This window comes from Roseixanthobacter pseudopolyaromaticivorans (genome assembly GCF_043195145.2).
Taxonomy (GTDB): Bacteria; Pseudomonadota; Alphaproteobacteria; order Rhizobiales; family Xanthobacteraceae; genus NCEH01.
In genome coordinates this window covers 2,584,995-2,602,778 of sequence record NZ_CM195539.1, presented here as the reverse complement: position 1 = coordinate 2,602,778, position 17,784 = coordinate 2,584,995, and the positions used below count along the sequence as shown (strand labels likewise).

The window sequence follows — 17,784 nt, the reverse complement described above, 5'->3', positions numbered from 1 at the left end:
GTTTTCATGCATTATGAATGCAAAATCACAACGCCGTGACGCCACCCGCCGTGCATTTTGCGGTGCGACGGGGCACGATGACCGGCGAAGCGGATCGCAGTGGGGCTTGGCGTGGACAGGCCCGCGGGCAGCACATGGCGTAGGAGTGGCGCATGGATTGGGTTTCGTTCTGGGACGGTGCCAACGCCATTTATGTGAACGAGCGCCATAAGCGCGTTCATTACGAACGGCTCGCGGCAGATCTTGCGCGCTTCGTGCCTGGTCCGACGGCGCGGGTGCTGGACTATGGCTGCGGCGAGGCGCTTGCGGCACAGGCGATGGCACGGATCTGCGCGCATCTCACCCTGAGCGATGCGGCGCCGAGCGTGCGCGAAAAGCTGAAGGCCCGCTTTTCAGCCGAGCCTGCCATCTCCGTGCGCTCGATCGAGGAGGTGGAGGCGCTACCCGACGGCAGCTTCGACCTCGTGGTCGTCAATTCGCTGGCGCAATATCTCTCTCGTGCCCAGCTCGAAGGGCTGTTAAAGCTGTTTCATCGCCTTCTGGCGCCCAGCGGCCGGCTGCTACTGGCGGATGTGATCCCGCCCGGCGTCGGCGCGGCGCGCGATGCGGCAGCGCTCCTGTCTTTTGCCGCGCGCGACGGTTTCTTCTTCGCGGCGGTCTTGGGGCTCGCCCGTACGGCGGTTTCGCCCTATCGCAAGCTGCGGGCCGATCTCGGGCTCGCCACTTATGAGGAAGCCGATGTGCTCGCCCTGCTGAGAACGGCCGGTTTCCGCGCCGAGCGCCATCGGCCGAACGTGGGGCACAATCAGGCGCGCATGGCGTTCCTCGCGACGCGCTGACGGAGAATCAGGGCGTCTCGTGCCGCCGCGGCCGCTTCTCGGCGAATGCCCAAACCCGGTAGCCGGTGAAGGTCCAGCACAGCACCAGCGCGCTCGTGAGAAACTGCGCCAGCAGATAGAAGACGCCGAGGCGGTGGACGAACACGTCCATCAGCACTCCGTTCAGTACGAAGGCCACACCCGCGACCGCGAAATAGCGCGGCATGGCACCGGCATGGGAGCGCGTGGACTTGAAGGTGAAGCGGCTGTTGAGGGTATAGGTCACGCAGCTGCCCACTACGAATCCCACCAGCGAGGCGGAGACCGGGCCCACCACCTCCCATTCCACCAGCGCGCTCAGAACCAGGAAGTGAAAGAACAGCGCGGTGAACCCCACGCCGAGAAAGGTCGCAAGCTGGATCAGCAGGGGGCGGTATTGCGATAATATATGGCCGAAGGGGAGGGGCACGAGACTGCGGACTCCGGAGCGTGGGGCCATGGAGGCGTCTTCCGTCGCGTCCAAATATGGTCTAACGAAGCCCAATAGCGCGTCGGGAAGAGATAATTCAACGCCCTGAGCCGCATCTGCAGTGATGTGAGGCGATTTTCCTGCCTGGGAGCGGTGCACCGGCTTTTTGTGCGTGCCCGGCGCTGACTGCGGATTGAGTTGCCTCGCGGTTTGCGATGGCAGATCGATTTATTTCAAAGATCCAAGTGCTTAGGCACAACATAAGCTCACTATGCTCGCCCCCTCTGCAAAGTGCGGCGTATTGCCCCCGCGCTCCGCTGCGAATGTCACGAAAACAGTGTCGACATCCAGTTGCGTCATGTGTGATGCTTTTTGTGAGATTATTTACTGAAGAAAAATGACATGAGCAAATTTCGCGGCCCCTTACTTTTGCTCTCGATGTTTTTGTTAGCCGGTAACGCATTCGCGCAGGATGTGGCGGAGTTTCCGGTCATCAAGGACCTGCCACCGGCAGCGACGCTCCCAGCTGATGGGGTCTGGGATATTCGCGGGGTCGCGCTGGGCGCTACCGTTCCAGAAACGCTCACCGCGCTTAAGGCGATCAATCCATCCCGCGAGCCGGAAGTAAAGCGCGGCACCCTCGGGTTGCGGGATGATCGAGGCAACACGATCGCCTTTACCTACACAACCTCCATGTCCCAAGAGTTGAATAATCCAGACGGGTCTATGGAGTATTATTATGTGTTTTTTTCAACAAATGCTCTGACAGAGCGTGCAACAAAAATTGAACGCAGAATTGTTTATTCTGGTGCGCAAAATCAAGGTAGTTTTATCGAATTGCAGGCGGCGTTGCTTTCGAAATATGGTAAGGAAACTTTAAAATATAAGCCTTATCTCAATGAGATTTATTATATCTGGTTTGACGGAAAAAGAATCGCGCTGACCAGGCAGCAGATGGACAGTATGCGCTATCAACCTGGGACGCCCGCGAATTGCGCCGAGATGTTCCAGGATCCAGGTACCTACCAGCTGAGGCAGCCGCGTTTGCCAGGGCACAAGGGCTGCACGGCCGGTCTCAAGATTGTGGTCCAGCCCGGCGCGCGCGACGACCTTATCTCCCAGGTGACATTCATTGCCTTCGATAATGAACGCGATTGGCAGGGCAGTGTTGCCACCGATGCCTTCCTGCTCGGCGAGCTGGACAAGAAGACCAAGGCCAAAACGGGCAGTGCGCCCAAGCTCTGAACCACCTCTGGCCCCCTGATCTGATCGCGCTGACCCCGCTGCCGGCATACCCAGGCGCCGGGGGCAGCGGGTGCGAGCCTGGGTGCGCTGTGGAAGGCGGGGCGTTATCGCGCTCCGGCGCGGGGTTTGCACGTGCGCGCCCTTCCCCCTTGCACGAAACTGGTTTAAGGGAAGCCCCTAATTGCGGGAAAATCACCGCCAACAAACTGATCCGGGTGTACCCAGGACGCGTTACCAACGCGTCCTTTTTTGCGCGCCCGGTAAAATGCGCGAGCCGCACAGGATCAGATGCCGAAACGCACAGATATTTCCACCATCCTGATCATCGGCGCCGGCCCCATCGTCATCGGTCAGGCCTGCGAGTTCGATTATTCCGGCACCCAGGCCTGCAAGGCGCTGAAGGAAGAGGGCTACCGGGTCGTCCTGGTGAACTCCAATCCGGCGACCATCATGACCGATCCGGACATGGCGGACGCCACCTATATCGAACCGATCACGCCGGAGATCGTCGCCAAGATCATCGAGAAGGAGCGCTATGTCCGCCCGGGCGGATTCGCGCTCCTGCCCACCATGGGCGGCCAGACGGCGCTGAATTGCGCCCTGTCCCTCAAGCGCATGGGCACGCTCGAGAAGTTCGATGTGGAAATGATCGGCGCCACGGCCGAGGCCATCGACAAGGCCGAGGACCGCGAGCTGTTCCGCGAGGCCATGACCAAGATCGGCCTCGACACCCCCACCTCGCGCCAGATCAAGACCCTGGCCCAGGCGTTGGACGCGCTCGATATCGTCGGCCTGCCGGCCATCATTCGCCCCTCCTTCACCATGGGCGGCACCGGCGGCGGCATCGCCTACAACAAGGCGGAATTCATCGAGATCGTGGAGCGCGGCATCGATGCTTCGCCCACCAGCGAGGTGCTCATCGAAGAGAGCGTCCTCGGCTGGAAGGAATATGAGATGGAGGTTGTCCGCGACAAGGCGGACAATTGCATCATCATCTGCTCCATCGAGAACATCGATCCGATGGGCGTGCACACCGGCGATTCCATCACCGTGGCGCCGGCGCTGACGCTTACCGACAAGGAATACCAGATCATGCGCGACGCATCGCTTGCGGTGCTGCGCGAGATCGGCGTGGAGACCGGCGGCTCGAACGTTCAATTCGCGATCGACCCGCAGACCGGCCGGATGATCGTGATCGAGATGAACCCGCGCGTGTCGCGGTCCTCGGCGCTGGCCTCCAAGGCCACCGGCTTCCCCATCGCCAAGGTCGCCGCGCGCCTTGCGGTGGGCTACACGCTGGACGAGATCGAGAACGACATCACCGGCGGCGCGACCCCGGCCTCGTTCGAGCCGACCATCGACTACGTCGTCACCAAGATTCCGCGCTTTGCGTTCGAGAAGTTCCCCGGCGCCGACACCACGCTGACCACCTCCATGAAGTCGGTAGGCGAGGCCATGGCCATCGGCCGCACCTTCCAGGAAAGCCTGCAGAAGGCCTTGCGCTCGCTGGAGACCGGCCTCACCGGCCTCGACGAGATCGAGATTGGCGGGCTTGGTCATGGCGACGACAAGAATGCCGTGCGCGCCGCTCTGGGCACGCCGACGCCGGAGCGCCTGCTCTATGTGGCCCAGGCCATGCGGCTCGGCATGAGCGACGACCAGATCCATTCCGCCTGCAAGATCGATCCCTGGTTCCTGGCCGAGATCCGCGGCATCGTGGAAGCCGAGAACAAGGTCCGCCAGTTCGGCCTGCCCACCACCCCCGGCGCGTTGCGCGGGCTGAAGAGCATGGGCTTCTCCGACGCCCGGCTGGCAAGCCTCGCCGGCATCGGGGAAGGGGATGTGCGTGCGCGCCGTCAGGCGCTGGACGTGCGCCCGGTCTACAAGCGCATCGACACCTGCGCGGCGGAATTCGCTTCGCCCACCGCCTATATGTATTCCACCTACGAGCGCCCCTTCGGCGCGGCGCCCGCCGACGAGGCACGCCCCTCCGAGGCCCGAAAGGTGGTCATCCTGGGCGGTGGTCCCAACCGCATCGGGCAAGGGATCGAATTCGACTATTGCTGCTGCCATGCCGCCTTCGCCCTGAAGGAAGCCGGCTATGAAGCCATCATGGTCAATTGCAATCCCGAGACCGTCTCCACCGATTACGACACCTCGGACCGGCTCTATTTCGAGCCGCTGACCGCTGAGGACGTGCTGGAACTCATCGAGCGCGAGCGCACCGCCGGCACCCTGGTGGGCGTGATCGTGCAGTTCGGCGGCCAGACGCCGCTGAAGCTCGCCCACGCGCTGGAACAGGCGAACGTGCCGATCCTCGGCACCTCGCCCGACGCTATCGATCTTGCCGAGGACCGCGACCGCTTCAAGCGCCTGCTGAACCAGCTCAAGCTGCGCCAGCCGGACAACGGCATCGCCTATTCGGTGGAACAGGCCCGCATCGTCGCGGCCCAGCTCGGCTTCCCGCTGGTGGTGCGGCCGTCCTATGTGCTCGGCGGGCGGGCGATGCAGATCATCCGCGAGGAAGGCCAGCTCGGCGACTATCTGCTGGAGACCCTTCCCGGCCTCGTGCCGCAGGATGTGAAGGCGCGTTACCCGAACGACAAGACCGGGCAGATCAACACGGTGCTGGGCAAGAACCCGCTGCTGTTCGACCGCTATCTCTCGGACGCCATCGAGGTGGACGTGGATGCGCTGTGCGACGGCAAGGCGGTGTTCGTGGCCGGCATCATGGAGCATATCGAGGAAGCCGGCATTCATTCCGGCGACAGTGCGTGCTCGCTTCCGCCCCATTCCCTGTCGCAGGAGATGATCAAGCGCCTGGAGGAGGAGACCTCCGCCCTGGCGCTGGCGCTCGGTGTGGTCGGGCTGATGAACGTGCAGTACGCCCTGAAGGGCGAAGACATTTACGTGCTCGAAGTCAATCCGCGCGCCTCGCGCACGGTGCCCTTCGTCGCCAAGGTGATCGGCGTTCCGATCGCCAAGATCGCTGCGCGCGTGATGGCCGGAGAGAAGCTGTCGAGCTTCGACCTGGTGAAGCAGAATGTGAATCACATCGCGGTCAAGGAAGCGGTCTTCCCCTTCGCGCGCTTCCCCGGCGTCGACACGGTGCTGGGCCCGGAGATGCGCTCCACCGGCGAGGTGATGGGCCTCGACACCGATTATGGGGTCGCCTTCGCCAAGAGCCAGATCGGCGGCGGCACGAAGGTGCCGAAGGCGGGCACGGTGTTCGTCTCCGTGAAGGAGAGCGACAAGGAACGTATTCTTCCCACCGTGAAGCTTCTGCAGGATCTGGGCTTCCGGGTCATCGCGACCTCGGGCACCCAGCGCTATCTGGAAGAGCACGGCATTATCGCTGGCAAGATCAACAAGGTGCTTGAGGGCCGCCCGCATATCGTGGACGCCATCAAGAACGGCGAGGTGCAATTGGTGTTCAACACCACGGAGGGTGCGCAGGCGCTGGCGGACAGCCGTTCGTTGCGCCGGTCGGCCCTCTTGCACAAAGTGCCGTATTACACCACGCTATCAGGAGCCGTTGCAGCGGCGCAGGGGGTCAAGGCCTATGTGGGCGGCGATCTCGAGGTGCGTGCGTTGCAAAGCTATTTCGGCGTCGGTGCATCTAAGGACGCGGACAAAGCGTTCGTATCCTGAGGGCTCAGCCCTTTCGAACGTGCGGGACAAAAGGCCCGCGCGCGCGATTGGCGTGACTGCTTGAGAGCGCGCCGTAAACCGAGACGGTGTTCGTCGCGCGCTTGCGGTATCATATTCAGCGCCGGATGGGGACATCCCCACCGGCGGGCGACCAATGCGTCGCTCCGTTTCTAGGAGGTTCTACGAAGGACCCATGGACAAGATTCCCATGACCCAGGCTGGCTTTGCCGCCATGGAAGTTGAATTGCGCAACCGTCAGCAGGTGGAGCGTCCGAGGATTATCGCAGCGATTTCCGAAGCGCGCGCCCACGGCGACCTTTCGGAAAATGCCGAATATCACGCGGCGAAAGAGCAGCAATCCCTCAACGAGGGACGGATCGCGGAGCTGGAGGACAAAATCTCTCGCGCCGACATCATCGACGTCTCCAAGCTCTCCGGCGAGACGGTGAAATTCGGTGCGACCGTGACCCTGGTCGACGAGGATACGGAAGAAGAAAAGGTCTGGCAGATCGTCGGCGATAATGAAGCCGACGCCAAGGCCGGCCGCATTTCCATTTCCTCGCCCGTGGCACGCGCGCTCATCGGTAAGCAAAAGGGTGCTTCGGTCGAAGTCGTGACGCCTAAGGGGGCCCGCTCGTTCGAAATCGTCTCGGTGCGCTGGATCTGAGCGGCATCCGCGTCGAAGTGGCGAAGGCCCTTCAAGCCCTCACTCGCAAGCGGGAGAGGGCTTTCCCTTCTGGGCGACAAAGTTCTTAGCATGGCCTGTTCCTCTCCCGCTTGGGCGGGAGGGGCTGGGACCAAGCCTAAGGCAGGCGCCCGGCTCTCAGAACCGGAGTGGCGTCATTCCGGCATCTCGATCGTTTCCAGCGGCACGATGGGTGCGTTCTTCGCCTGCTTCAGGGTCAGCGCGGTCTTCACGTTGCGCACGTTCGGCGCCGCGGTAATCTCGAGCACGAAATTCTGGAACGTGCGCAGGTCCGGGGCGACGCACAGCATCAGAAAATCCACGTCGCCCGAGAGCATCCAGGCGCCGCGCACCAGCGGCCAATTGTCGATTCGGTCCTGGAATGCGGAAAGATCCACCTCCGCCTGGCTGATGAGATGCACCATGGCAAACCCCATCAGATCATAGCCGAGGCGCTTTTCGTCCAACAGCGCACGGTAGCCCTGGATGATGCCCTCTTCCTCCAGGCCGCGCACGCGGCGCAGGCACGGCGGGGCGGAAATCCCCACGCGGCGGGACAGCTCCACGTTGGTCATGCGCCCGTCTCGTTGCAGCTCGGCCAGGATTTTCCAGTCCACGGCGTCGAGATGAGAGGTCAAGGGATCACTCCTTAGGGCATGTGCGCCGCACCTTAGTGAAGCCGCGTCGCCACGCAACGAAATAATATTTCGCCAGTCGGCTGGGGACATCGACCCTGAACCCTATTCGAGTGCAGGCAGCGCCTTGTGGGACAGCGCGGCTGTCCTTACATTCACGCATAGCTCGCGCCACGGAAGGCGCAGGAAGAGGCGGTCTTGGCCCTTGCAGCCCTCGCAAGCGGAGGGACTGCTCCTGGTTCGAGGTTGTCATGCCTGCCCATCACGCATCCGCCCAGCATGTGAAGGTCGTCATCATCGGTTCCGGCCCGGCTGGATATACCGCTGCCATCTACGCCGCGCGCGCCATGCTGGAACCCGTGCTCATCGAAGGCATTCAGCCGGGCGGGCAGCTCACCATCACCACTGACGTCGAGAATTATCCGGGCTTCGCCGACGTCATCCAGGGCCCCTGGCTGATGGAGCAGATGCGCGCCCAGGCCGAGCATGTGGGCACCCGAATCGTCTCCGACCACGTCTCCAGCCTCGATCTGTCGCACCGCCCGTTCCGCCTCGTGACGGAAGCGGGCGCGGTCTATGTGGCCGAGACGGTGATTCTCGCTACCGGTGCCCAGGCGCGCTGGCTTGGCATCGCCTCCGAGGAGACCTATCGCGGTCTCGGCGTTTCCGCCTGTGCCACCTGCGACGGCTTCTTCTATCGCGGCAAGGAAGTCGTGGTGGTGGGCGGCGGCAATACCGCGGTGGAAGAGGCGCTCTTCCTCACCAATTTCGCCTCCAAGGTCACACTGGTGCATCGCCGCGACCGGCTGCGGGCGGAGCGCATCCTTCAGGATCGCCTGTTCGCCCATCCCAAGGTGAACGTGGTGTGGAACGCCGCGCTCGAGGAGATCGTCGGCCAAGAGGATCCCTCGCGCGTCACGGCGGTGAAATTGCGCGACGTGCACACCGGCAAGGTCGCCGAGCTGCGCACCGACGGCGTGTTTATCGCCATCGGCCATGCGCCGGCGACCAGCCTCGTCGAGGGGCAGGTGAAACTTAAGGAGAGCGGCTATGTGTGGACCGCTCCGGATTCCACGGCGACTTCGGTGCCCGGCGTTTATGCCGCGGGCGATGTCGCCGACGATGTTTATCGCCAGGCGGTGACGGCCGCCGGGCGTGGCTGCATGGCAGCCCTGGAAGCGGAGCGCTTCCTTGCGCTCAACGAGGTCTCGGCGGCGGCAGAGTAGCAGCGTAAGGGCGCAAGCATGGACTGGGACAAGCTTAAGGTTTTCCACGTCGCTGCCGAAGCGGGCTCCTTCACCCATGCCGGTGAGACCCTCGGTCTGTCCCAATCCGCCGTGAGCCGGCAGGTGTCGGCTCTGGAGCAGGAGCTGAAAGTGCCCCTGTTTCACCGCCATGCGCGCGGCCTCATCCTTACAGAGCAGGGCGAACTGCTCTATCGCACGGCGCACGAGGTATTCCTGAAGCTGGAATCGGCGCGCGCCCAGCTCACCGACAGCCGGGAAAAGCCGAACGGCGACCTGCGGGTGACAACCACCGTGGGCCTCGGCACCCATTGGCTGACCGCGCGGGTGGGCGAATTCGTCGATCTGTACCCCGATATCCGCATCCAGCTCATTCTCACCGACGAGGAACTGGATCTCGCCATGCGCGAGGCGGATGTCGCCATTCGCATGCGCCAGCCGGTGCAGCCGGATCTGGTGCAGCGCAAACTCTTCACCGTGCATTTTCACGCTTATGCCTCGGCGGATTATCTCAAGCGCCATGGCCATCCGCGCACGCTGGACGAGTTGGACAAGCACCGCATCCTTCTGCTCGGGGGCCCGATTCCGAGCTATTTCCAGGGCTTGAACTGGCTGGAACATGCCGGGCGCGAGGGTGGGGCCCCGCGTGTGCCGGCGTTCGAGGTCAACAGCGTGCTGGGGCTGAAGCGGGCCGTGGAGCGCGGCGTGGGCATCGGAACATTGCCGGACTATCTCTCCGACGACGCCACCACGCTGGTACAATTGTTCACTGACCGGGAAACGCCTCAACTTGAGGCTTATTTCACCTATGCGCAGGAAATGCGCTCGGTGGCTCGCATCCAGGTGTTTCGCGACTTCTTGATCTCAAAGGCGCAGCGCTGGAATTACTGATTTGTGACGTTTGGGGCCTGTGCACGTGGCTTGGGCGCGCTTTAGCCCAGCGTTAGGCACATGCCTGACATGCGATCATTTTGCATTGCAAATTGCCCAAGGAAGGGGCACTTTGACGTTGCACTGCTTGCATCCTGTGCGGTGCAGCAGCTGTTCCCCTCTGGAAGGTTCGCCGCTCTGCGGCGATACTTGCCGGGCCTCTCACGAGGTCCGGCACTTTTCTTTTCAGGGGTCCTTTGTGCCGCGCCGACGCGCAAGGGAACTGCATTTGTGTGGCGAGGGTTTCTTCCGTTCAACACGCGGAAGGATATTCCATGCAATCCCTGGAGCGCGGGCCACACCCACCGCGCGGCTCCGGCCAATACGCAGGTCCGTTTCCCGGCAATCCAGATCCGATCCGGCCGCCTGGGTCGCCCGTGCCACCCATCGATCCGATCGGCGATCCGGACGACGTGCCCGATCCTGGCCCCGATCTGCCGCCCCTGCCGGACGATGATCCGAGTCGCGAGCCACGGCGCGACCCTTTCCCCGAGCCTGAGCCATTGGATGATCCCGCGCCCGTGCGCGACGACCCCGTGCAGACCCGGAAATTATCCTGAGGATCGAAGGTTAGCGGGGGCGGAGCGGGTCCATTGCCTGAGGCCGGTCCGGGACGCCTGCGCAGCGGTGCACGGGCGACGGGGTCGACATAGCGCCGCTGAATCTGGATTTGGTATAGAGAAAGCCTTCGCGCGAAATCCTGCGTTCGACTTGCGGGCATCGCACCTGACAAATAAAAGACGGCGCGGGCCGTGAGGCCCGCGCCGTCTTTTTGGAATAAGAAGACTTCAGCTCTTCTTGGCAGGCGCGCGACGCTTCGCGGCGGGCTTGGCAGCCACGGGCGCGGCAGCGGCGGTCTTGCGCAACTGGCCGAGGCCGGAGGCCTTCGCCAATTCAGAGCGGGCGGCAGCATAGTTCGGAGCAACCATGGGATAGTCGCTCGGCAGGCCCCATTTCGCGCGGTACTCTTCGGGAGTCAGGTCGTAACGCGTGCGCAGATGGCGCTTCAGCGACTTGAACTGCTTTCCGTCTTCCAGGCAAATGATGTAATCGGGGGTCACCGATTTACGCACGCTGACGGCGGGAGTCAGCGGCACCACCTCGGGTTCCTTGGCGGTCTGCGTGAGGTTAGAGATGGAGGTGTGGACGGTTTCGATCAGGCTCGCGATCTCGCTCGCCGCCACCGAATTATTGCTGACGTAGGCCGCCACGATCTCTGCAGCGAGCTCCACATATATTGCATTCAAGGCGGAGTTGGATTCGTCGGTCAATGAAGTCGTCCTTGTTCTTGAGTGATGCTTTATTGCCTCATCTCATTGACAACCGCAAGTCTTCGTCGAATTTCGCGTTAAAATGGTAACGCGGGATTTATGCGTGCCACCCAAAAGAGAAGCCGCCCCGGAGGTACCGCGAAGACGCAGGTTGAGGATCCGGATCCTGGGACTTGGCGTGAGGTCATCTTGGTGTTTTCGCTTTCGGCGGTCCCGCCGCAACCCTTTATGCCATCGATATTTCCGCATCTGGATCGGGCTGAAAGCGCCATCGGCTCCCGACCTCTTGCCCAGCGGCAAGTTATCGCAAAAATGGGTGCCAGACTACCGTAAGAATCCTAGTCTTCGGGTGGCTCCTTATTCGAATTCTGCGGGATTTCTGTACCAACACGATTGATCAAACGTAAATGTGAAGCCGTCTCCACGCTGAAAAAAGAATCACTGATCCGCCTATTTCCGAAGATTGCTGAGGTTGGGGGCTGCGCAAAGAATTGGTTCACTTCGGCAGCAACAGGGTTCTTCGGACCCTGGGCAGGTGCAGCTGACAAGCCTATGCTTCGATTGCGGTGAACCGACCGCGCCAAGGGGGCTCTCCTCATGCTTTCACGCTTCGCCCGATCGACTGCCGCTGCTTTTGCGATGATGACGGCTGTTGCGTTGCCAGTGCAGCAGGCGAATGCCTGCACCTCTTTCCTGCTGCATTCAAATGACGGCGGCTTCGTCTATGGACGCACGATGGAATTCGGCCTGCCCATGCAGTCACAATTCACGGTGGTGCCGCGCAAGCTCGCCCTTGCCGGAACCGCGCCGGACGGGACCGCCAATGCGGGCCTACCGTGGACCACGAAATACGGTGCGGTCGGCCTCAATGGGCTCGGCTTGCCGGTGCTGGTGGACGGCCTCAACGAAGTGGGTCTTGCCGGCGGCATGCTATATCTGCCGGGGCTTGCCGATTATCAGGAGGTTGCGCCGGCCGATGCCAAGAACTCGATCGCGTCCTACGAACTGCTGCTCTATCTGCTGACCAACTTTGCCACGGTGGAAGAAGTCAAGGCTGGGCTGCCCAAGATCAAGGTCAACAAAGCCCTGCAATCGGTGCTGAAAATGCCGGCGCCGCTGCATGTGACGCTGCACGACGCCGGTGGGAAAAGCCTTGTGATCGAATATATCGGCGGCGCGCTCCACATGCACGACAACCCGACCGGCGTGCTCACCAATGCGCCGAACTTCGAATGGCACATCTCCAATCTCGGCAATTATCTGAACCTTTCCGCTTATGATCCAAAGCCGATCGCCATCGGCGGGCTCACGATCGCGCCGCCGAGCACGGGCTCGGGTGCTGTTGGCCTGCCGGGTGATGTGTCGTCACCCTCGCGCTTCGTGCGGGCGTTCCAATATACCCGCGCCGCACCTCCGCTCGCCAAGAGTTCGGATGCCGTGGATCTTGCTTTCCATCTGCTGAATACCTTCGACATCGCGCCGGGCGTCGTGCGGACCGCGGCTGACAGCCAGGCGGGCGGCGGCGTTGCCGGCCTCGAGACCACGGAATGGAGCGCCGTGTCTGATCTGAAGACGAAGCGCTTCTACCTGCGTACCTACCAGAACAGCCAGACCCAGGTGCTCGACCTGACCAAGGCCGATCTTGATGCCAAGGCGATAAAGATGTTCTCCATCGAAACCCCGGCAACCACGCTGGACGTCCTGCGCTGAGCGGATGTTTTCAAAAAAAAGTGCCCGGCGATGTGCCGGGCACTTTCGGTGTTTCGGCTTCAGAAAAAGGTGCGGCGCTATACGCCGCGCCAGAGTGGGGGGCGCTTGGAAGTGAAGGCGTCCACGCCCTCATGGAAATCATGGCTTCCATAGGCCGCGCGCACCAGATCCCCGTCCTCGGGGCTGAGATCGTCGCCAAGGCGGCGCAGGGCTTCCTTGGTCACGCGCATGGTGACCGGCGCCTGGGATGCGATGCGCGTGCACATCTCGTCCATATACGCGTCGAGTGCCTCGGGCGCGACCACGCTCACATAGCCGGTGGGCAGGCTTTCCGCCGGCATCAGTTCGGCCGAAAGCAGCATGCGCTTCACGGTGGGCAGCCCCAGGGTCTGGGTGAGGCGGCGCAGGTTTGCCGCTGAAAGGCAGTTTCCGAGCGTCCGCGCGATGGGTATGCCGAACCGCGCGCCAGGTGTCGCCACGCGGAAATCGCAGACGTTGGAAATCACCATGCCGCCGCCCACCGCAAGCCCTTCAACGACGGCGATGGTGGGCATGGGCAGGCGCTCCAGCGCGCCGATGAACCCCTCCATCTTCGCCTCATAGGCGATGCCGTCTTCGCCGTCGACGAAGGCGCGGAACTGATCGATGGCGGTGCCAGCCACGAAGGCCTTGCCCCCGGCGCCGCGCAGCACGGCCACGCGCACGTTATCGGCCTTGGTGGCGAGCAGGGCGCAGGCCTGGGCCAATTCCTCATACATCTGCCAGGTCATGGCATTGTGCGCATGAGGCCGCTCGAAGGTCAGACGGGCGATTGGACCGTCGATGGCCAGCCGCACGGTGCCGGCATCGGCTGTGCGTGGGGCCGCAGTGGCCAGGGTGTCGTTCATGGCTCGAAGGCTCCTCCCGTGCGCAGGGCGTCCACCGCTTCACCGACGACGCCCAATTCGCCGAGAATAGCCTCAGTGTGCTCACCAAGCAGTGGGGGATGCAGCCGCACCTGCTGGGGCGTGCCCTGGAGCTTCACCGCAAAGCCGATATTGGGCACCGTCCCCTCGATGGGGTGCGGCACTTCCATGCGCATGTTGCGGTGCTGGCCGTGCGTGCTCTCGAAGGCCTGGGGATAGGAATACATGGGGCCGGCGGGGATGCCGACGGCGAGCAGGCTCTCCACCCAGTCTTCGGACGTGCGTGTAACAAACACTTTCTCCAGTTCCTCGATCAGCGCCTCGCGATTGGCCAAGCGGGCTGAAATGTCGTGGAACCGCGGATCGTCGATCAATTCGGGCCGGCCGAGATTTTCGCACAGGGCGCGGTAGAGCTTCTGGTTGGTGGCGCCCATGACGAAATAGCCGTCCTTGGACCGCACCGCCTGATAAGGCGCGCTCATGCGGTTGGCGGTGCCGAGCGGCGTGGGCTCCTTGCCGGTACCCCAATATTCGCTGGTGTCCCACACCGAGAAAGCAAGCGCCGCCTCGAACAGGGATGCGTCAATATATTGCCCTTCGCCCGTATGGGTGCAGCCGATATAGGCGCCGAGCACCGCATAGACCGCAAACAGGCCGCAGCCGATGTCGGCCACCGGAACGCCCGCCTTCACCGGCGGGCCGCCGGGATGGCCGGTGACGCTCATCACGCCCGACATGGCCTGCGCCATCAGGTCGAAGCCCGGCCGCATCGCCCAGGGACCGGTCTGGCCGAAGCCGGAGATGGAGGCATAGACCAAGCGCGGATTGATCGCCTTCAGGCTTTCATAATCGCACTTGAGCTTCTTCATCACGCCGGGACGATAATTTTCGATGAGAATGTCGGCGGTCTCGACCAGTTTGTAGAACAGTTCGCGGCCGGCATCGCTCTTCAGATTGAGGGCGATGGAGCGTTTGTTCCGGTTCATGTTGAGGAAGCCCATGCTGTCGGGCCCCTTCATCTTGAAGCCCATGGCGCTGCGGGTCTGGTCCCCTGTGCCGGGCGGTTCCACCTTGATGACATCGGCACCGAGATCGCCCAGCAGCATGCTGGCATAAGGGCCCGCCATGACCTGGCTGACGTCGAGCACGCGCACGCCTTGCAGCGGCAGGGGGCGGCGTGTCGTCTGTCCCTCCGCTGCGGGCCGCTCCGCGGTGTCCCGCGTGGGGGTGGGTCGTTGGGATGCGTTCACGATGGGGGTCTCCCGAAGTCTAATCAATAATTACAGTGCTGCGGTGAAAAGTGATGGTGCGCCGTGCCTCGTCCTATTCGGCGGGGACTTTCCGCGGGCGGCCCGCGCGCCGGGCGGGGATGGGGCGTGCGGTGTCTGGAAGCGCCCCGGCGCGTCCTGTCGCGTTTCCGCCGCCGGCTGCTTCGCTGCGCGCAGCGTTCTCCGCGGCGATGGCCCGGGCGATGAATTCGCGCGCGATGCCGACGGTGGTGCCGGTCACGTGGTCTTCCAGCAATTTGGATAGGCGCTGCCCATCGCGCGCTTCCAGCGCTGCGATCATCCGTTCATGCTCCGCCACCGCCTGCTGCCAATGCGCGGGGCTTTTGCGCATGACGAAGCGGCACGCATGAATGCGGGTCAGCACCTGATGATAGAAAGACGCGAGCGTGGCATTGCCCGCCAGCTCGAACGTGGCGTCGTGGATCAGGCGATTTTGCTTGAGATAGGCGGGCTCGTCGCCGGCCTTGTAATAGGCCATCATCTGATCATGCAGCGCCCGCACCTTGGCGATCTGCGCATCGGTGGCATTGCGGCAGGCGAGCGTGCCGGCCAGCGCTTCAAGCGACGCCATGATGGGGAAGAGTTCCTCCACCTGTTCCTCGGTGATGCGCGCGACGATGGCGCCACGATGGGGCAGGATCTGCAGCACCCCTTCCGCCGCGAGCACTTTCAGCGCCTCGCGTATGGGCGTGCGGGAGACGCCGAAATGCGCACATAGTTGCTCCTCCGGTACTTTCTCGCCGGGCCGCAATGCGCCTTCCAGGATCATGTCGCGCAGAGGCGCCACGAGGGTTTCGTGCAGCGAGTGGCGGACGATATGCCCGGGGCTGGTCATGACAGGCCTATCCGGCGTTCGGTGGGGCAGACATCCATTTGGTAGCACGGATTTTCCAACACACGACGCCCGCTGCGTTCGCGCGCTTCGCGCCGCACGTGCCCGAACCACGCCTCGTAAAAAGGGTAGGGGTTTTAAAATTCCACATCAATAATTAAAAATGCGATTTAATTAATTTCCGTCTCGCTCCCCGCATGGAAGGGCTCGGCAGGGAAGGGTGGCCGCACGGCAAACGGGCCCGATGCGGGCAGGCGGTCCGAAATGCTATAGCGCACACCGAGCAGCAGCGGGGCAGGCCCATGGCGACGGCGACGATCTATGGCATCAAGAATTGCGACACCATGAAAAAGGCGCGCGCCTGGCTCGATGCCCATGGGATCGCTTACGATTTTCACGATTACAAAACCCAGGGCATCGGCCGTGACCAGTTGGAATCCTGGGTCCATGCGCTCGGCTGGCAGGTGCTGCTGAATCGCGCCGGCACCACCTTTAGAAAACTTCCCGATCCTGAGAAGGAGGGGCTCGACGAAGCCAAGGCGATCGCCCTGATGCTGGCGCAGCCCTCCATGATCAAGCGTCCGGTGCTGGACCTCGGCGGCCGGCTGATCGTCGGGTTCAAGGACGGGGAATACGCCGCCGCGCTTGGATGAATTAGCCGGGCCCGAGGCTAACCCACCTCGACCCGCGCCAACCCGCCGGCTTTGAACGGCGCCATGCCGTCGCGGGCGAGCTGGTCCGCGCGCTCGTTCAGCTCGTTGCCCGCGTGGCCCTTGACCCAATGCCACGCGATCTCGTGGCGGCCCAAAGCGGCGTCGAGGCGCTCCCAGAGATCCTGGTTCTTCACCGGCTTCTTGTCGGCGGTGCGCCAGCCGTTGCGGCGCCAGCCGGCGACCCATTTGGTCACGCCGTTGCGCAGATATTCGCTGTCGGTGTGAATATCCACCGCGCTCGGCTTCTTCAGCGCTTCCAGCGCGCTGATGGCGGCCATCAGCTCCATGCGGTTGTTGGTGGTGTGCGCCTCGCCGCCGGAGAGTTCCTTCTCGTGCGGCCCGGAGCGCAGAACCGCCCCCCAACCACCGGGGCCGGGATTGCCGGAGCAGGCGCCGTCGGTCCAGATTTCGATGCGGGCGCTCATACGGCCAGTCCATAGTCGCGCGCGGTGTGCACGGCGCGATGGAAGCGCAGCTTGCGCAGATATTCCAGCGGGTCCTTTGGGCGCACCAGGGCGCCCTCGGGCACGTTCAGCCAGTCCACTAGACGCGTCAGCAGAAAGCGCAAGGCCGCACCGCGCGCGAGGCGGGGCAGGGCCTCCACCTCGCCGGCGGTCAGCTCGCGTACCGCCTGATAGCCGGCCAGAAGCGCCCGGCCCTTGGTTGCGTTGAAGGCGCCATCCTGCTCGAAGCACCAGGCGTTCAGGCACACCGCCACGTCGTAGGCATAAAGATCGGTGCAGGCGAAATAGAAATCGATGATACCGGAGAGCCGATCGTCGAGGAAAAAGGCGTTGTCCGGAAACAGATCGGCATGGATGACGCCGGCCGGCAGGCCGCGCGGCCATGCGCTCTCCAGCTCGGCCAGCTCGGCGGCGATGGTTTCGGCCAGGCCTGGCACGACCTCGTCGGCTCGTTCGCGCGCGGCTTCGAATAGCGGGCGCCAGCCGGCGACGGAAAGCGCGTTCGGCCGCTTCAGCGCGAAATCCGCGCCGGCAAGATGCAGCGTCGCCAGCGCCTCGCCCAATTGGCCGCAGTGAGCGGCGGTCGGACGGCGCACGGAAACCCCGCGCAGGAAGGTGACGATCGCCGCTGGTCGGCCGGCCAGTTCGCCGAGCATGGCGCCGTCGCGTCCGGCCACCGGCTCGGGACAGGACAGGCCGCGCGCGGCGAGATGCTGCATCAGGCCGATGAAGAACGGCAGGTCCGCGGGGTCTACCCGCTTCTCATATAAGGTGAGAATGAAGGTGCCGCGGCTGGTTTGCAGGAGAAAGTTGGAGTTCTCCACGCCTTCAGCGATGCCGTGGAACGATTCCAGCGTGCCGATGTCGTAGCGCTCAAGGAATTCGGCGAGGCTCGTGGCCGAGACGTCAGTATAAACAGCCAC

16 protein-coding genes are annotated in these 17,784 nt (G+C 63.2%); 8 read left to right on the top strand and 8 right to left on the bottom strand.

Features of this window, described 5'->3' with window-relative positions; translation table 11 throughout:
• The first annotated feature begins 152 nt into the window (after positions 1-152).
• On the top strand, positions 153-839 hold the full coding sequence (locus V5F68_RS12530) for a class I SAM-dependent methyltransferase (RefSeq protein WP_394015036.1): 687 nt from the start codon (positions 153-155) through the stop codon (positions 837-839).
• A gap of 7 nt (positions 840-846) precedes the next feature.
• Here the strand turns inward: V5F68_RS12530 and V5F68_RS12525 are convergent, their stop codons facing one another.
• Positions 847-1,317, bottom strand: a complete 471-nt coding sequence (locus tag V5F68_RS12525) for a GtrA family protein (RefSeq protein ID WP_394015035.1) — start codon at positions 1,315-1,317, stop codon at positions 847-849.
• 372 nt (positions 1,318-1,689) lie between these two features.
• Here V5F68_RS12525 and V5F68_RS12520 point away from each other — a divergent pair, with 372 nt between their 5' ends.
• The 3 genes from V5F68_RS12520 (at position 1,690) to greA (ending at position 6,850) form a co-directional block, all read left to right on the top strand.
• A complete protein-coding gene (locus V5F68_RS12520) occupies positions 1,690-2,532 on the top strand; it encodes a hypothetical protein (protein WP_394015034.1) in 843 nt (280 codons plus the stop codon).
• 288 nt (positions 2,533-2,820) lie between these two features.
• On the top strand, positions 2,821-6,183 hold the full coding sequence (gene carB, locus V5F68_RS12515) for a carbamoyl-phosphate synthase large subunit (RefSeq protein WP_394015033.1): 3,363 nt from the start codon (positions 2,821-2,823) through the stop codon (positions 6,181-6,183).
• Positions 6,184-6,376: 193 nt separating this feature from the next.
• On the top strand, positions 6,377-6,850 hold the full coding sequence (gene greA, locus V5F68_RS12510; RefSeq protein WP_348844794.1) for a transcription elongation factor GreA: 474 nt from the start codon (positions 6,377-6,379) through the stop codon (positions 6,848-6,850).
• A 173-nt stretch (positions 6,851-7,023) separates the two neighbouring features.
• On the opposite strand, the gene V5F68_RS12505 is transcribed toward greA, so the two are convergent.
• Positions 7,024-7,506, bottom strand: coding sequence for an Lrp/AsnC family transcriptional regulator (locus V5F68_RS12505; protein ID WP_348844795.1), 483 nt, complete (start codon positions 7,504-7,506; stop codon positions 7,024-7,026).
• A 248-nt stretch (positions 7,507-7,754) separates the two neighbouring features.
• Between V5F68_RS12505 and trxB the strand changes: the two genes are divergently transcribed.
• Positions 7,755-8,729 (top strand): thioredoxin-disulfide reductase, encoded by a 975-nt coding sequence (gene trxB, locus V5F68_RS12500; protein WP_394015032.1) that lies wholly within the window; start codon positions 7,755-7,757, stop codon positions 8,727-8,729.
• 18 nt (positions 8,730-8,747) lie between these two features.
• Entirely contained in the window at positions 8,748-9,638 is an 891-nt protein-coding gene (locus tag V5F68_RS12495; protein WP_348844797.1) for a LysR family transcriptional regulator, read from the top strand.
• Between the two features lie 827 nt (positions 9,639-10,465).
• Here the strand turns inward: V5F68_RS12495 and V5F68_RS12490 are convergent.
• Positions 10,466-10,948 (bottom strand): Ros/MucR family transcriptional regulator, encoded by a 483-nt coding sequence (locus tag V5F68_RS12490; protein WP_394015031.1) that lies wholly within the window; start codon positions 10,946-10,948, stop codon positions 10,466-10,468.
• Positions 10,949-11,545: 597 nt separating this feature from the next.
• Between V5F68_RS12490 and V5F68_RS12485 the strand changes: the two genes are divergently transcribed.
• Positions 11,546-12,658 carry a linear amide C-N hydrolase gene (locus V5F68_RS12485; RefSeq protein WP_394015030.1) on the top strand — a complete coding sequence of 371 codons (1,113 nt, stop codon included), beginning with the start codon at positions 11,546-11,548 and terminating at the stop codon, positions 12,656-12,658.
• A gap of 77 nt (positions 12,659-12,735) precedes the next feature.
• Here the strand turns inward: V5F68_RS12485 and V5F68_RS12480 are convergent, their stop codons facing one another.
• The 3 genes from V5F68_RS12480 to V5F68_RS12470 form a co-directional block, all read right to left on the bottom strand.
• Positions 12,736-13,545, bottom strand: coding sequence for an enoyl-CoA hydratase/isomerase family protein (locus V5F68_RS12480; protein WP_394015029.1), 810 nt, complete (start codon positions 13,543-13,545; stop codon positions 12,736-12,738).
• The gene (locus tag V5F68_RS12475) at positions 13,542-14,732 is read right to left on the bottom strand and encodes a CaiB/BaiF CoA transferase family protein (protein ID WP_394015177.1); all 1,191 of its coding nucleotides are present in this window, start codon (positions 14,730-14,732) and stop codon (positions 13,542-13,544) included. Before V5F68_RS12475 ends, V5F68_RS12480 begins: the two co-directional genes overlap by 4 nt.
• A gap of 154 nt (positions 14,733-14,886) precedes the next feature.
• Positions 14,887-15,687 carry a GntR family transcriptional regulator gene (locus V5F68_RS12470; RefSeq protein WP_394015028.1) on the bottom strand — a complete coding sequence of 267 codons (801 nt, stop codon included), beginning with the start codon at positions 15,685-15,687 and terminating at the stop codon, positions 14,887-14,889.
• Positions 15,688-15,986: 299 nt separating this feature from the next.
• On the opposite strand from V5F68_RS12470, the gene V5F68_RS12465 reads away from it, so the two are divergent.
• Complete coding sequence (locus tag V5F68_RS12465; protein WP_394015027.1) at positions 15,987-16,337, top strand: ArsC family reductase; 351 nt, start codon at positions 15,987-15,989, stop codon at positions 16,335-16,337.
• Between the two features lie 17 nt (positions 16,338-16,354).
• On the opposite strand, the gene rnhA is transcribed toward V5F68_RS12465, so the two are convergent.
• A complete protein-coding gene (gene rnhA / locus V5F68_RS12460; protein ID WP_394015026.1) occupies positions 16,355-16,822 on the bottom strand; it encodes a ribonuclease HI in 468 nt (155 codons plus the stop codon).
• Positions 16,819-17,784, bottom strand: coding sequence for a homoserine kinase (locus V5F68_RS12455; protein ID WP_394015025.1), 966 nt, complete (start codon positions 17,782-17,784; stop codon positions 16,819-16,821). Before V5F68_RS12455 ends, rnhA begins: the two co-directional genes overlap by 4 nt.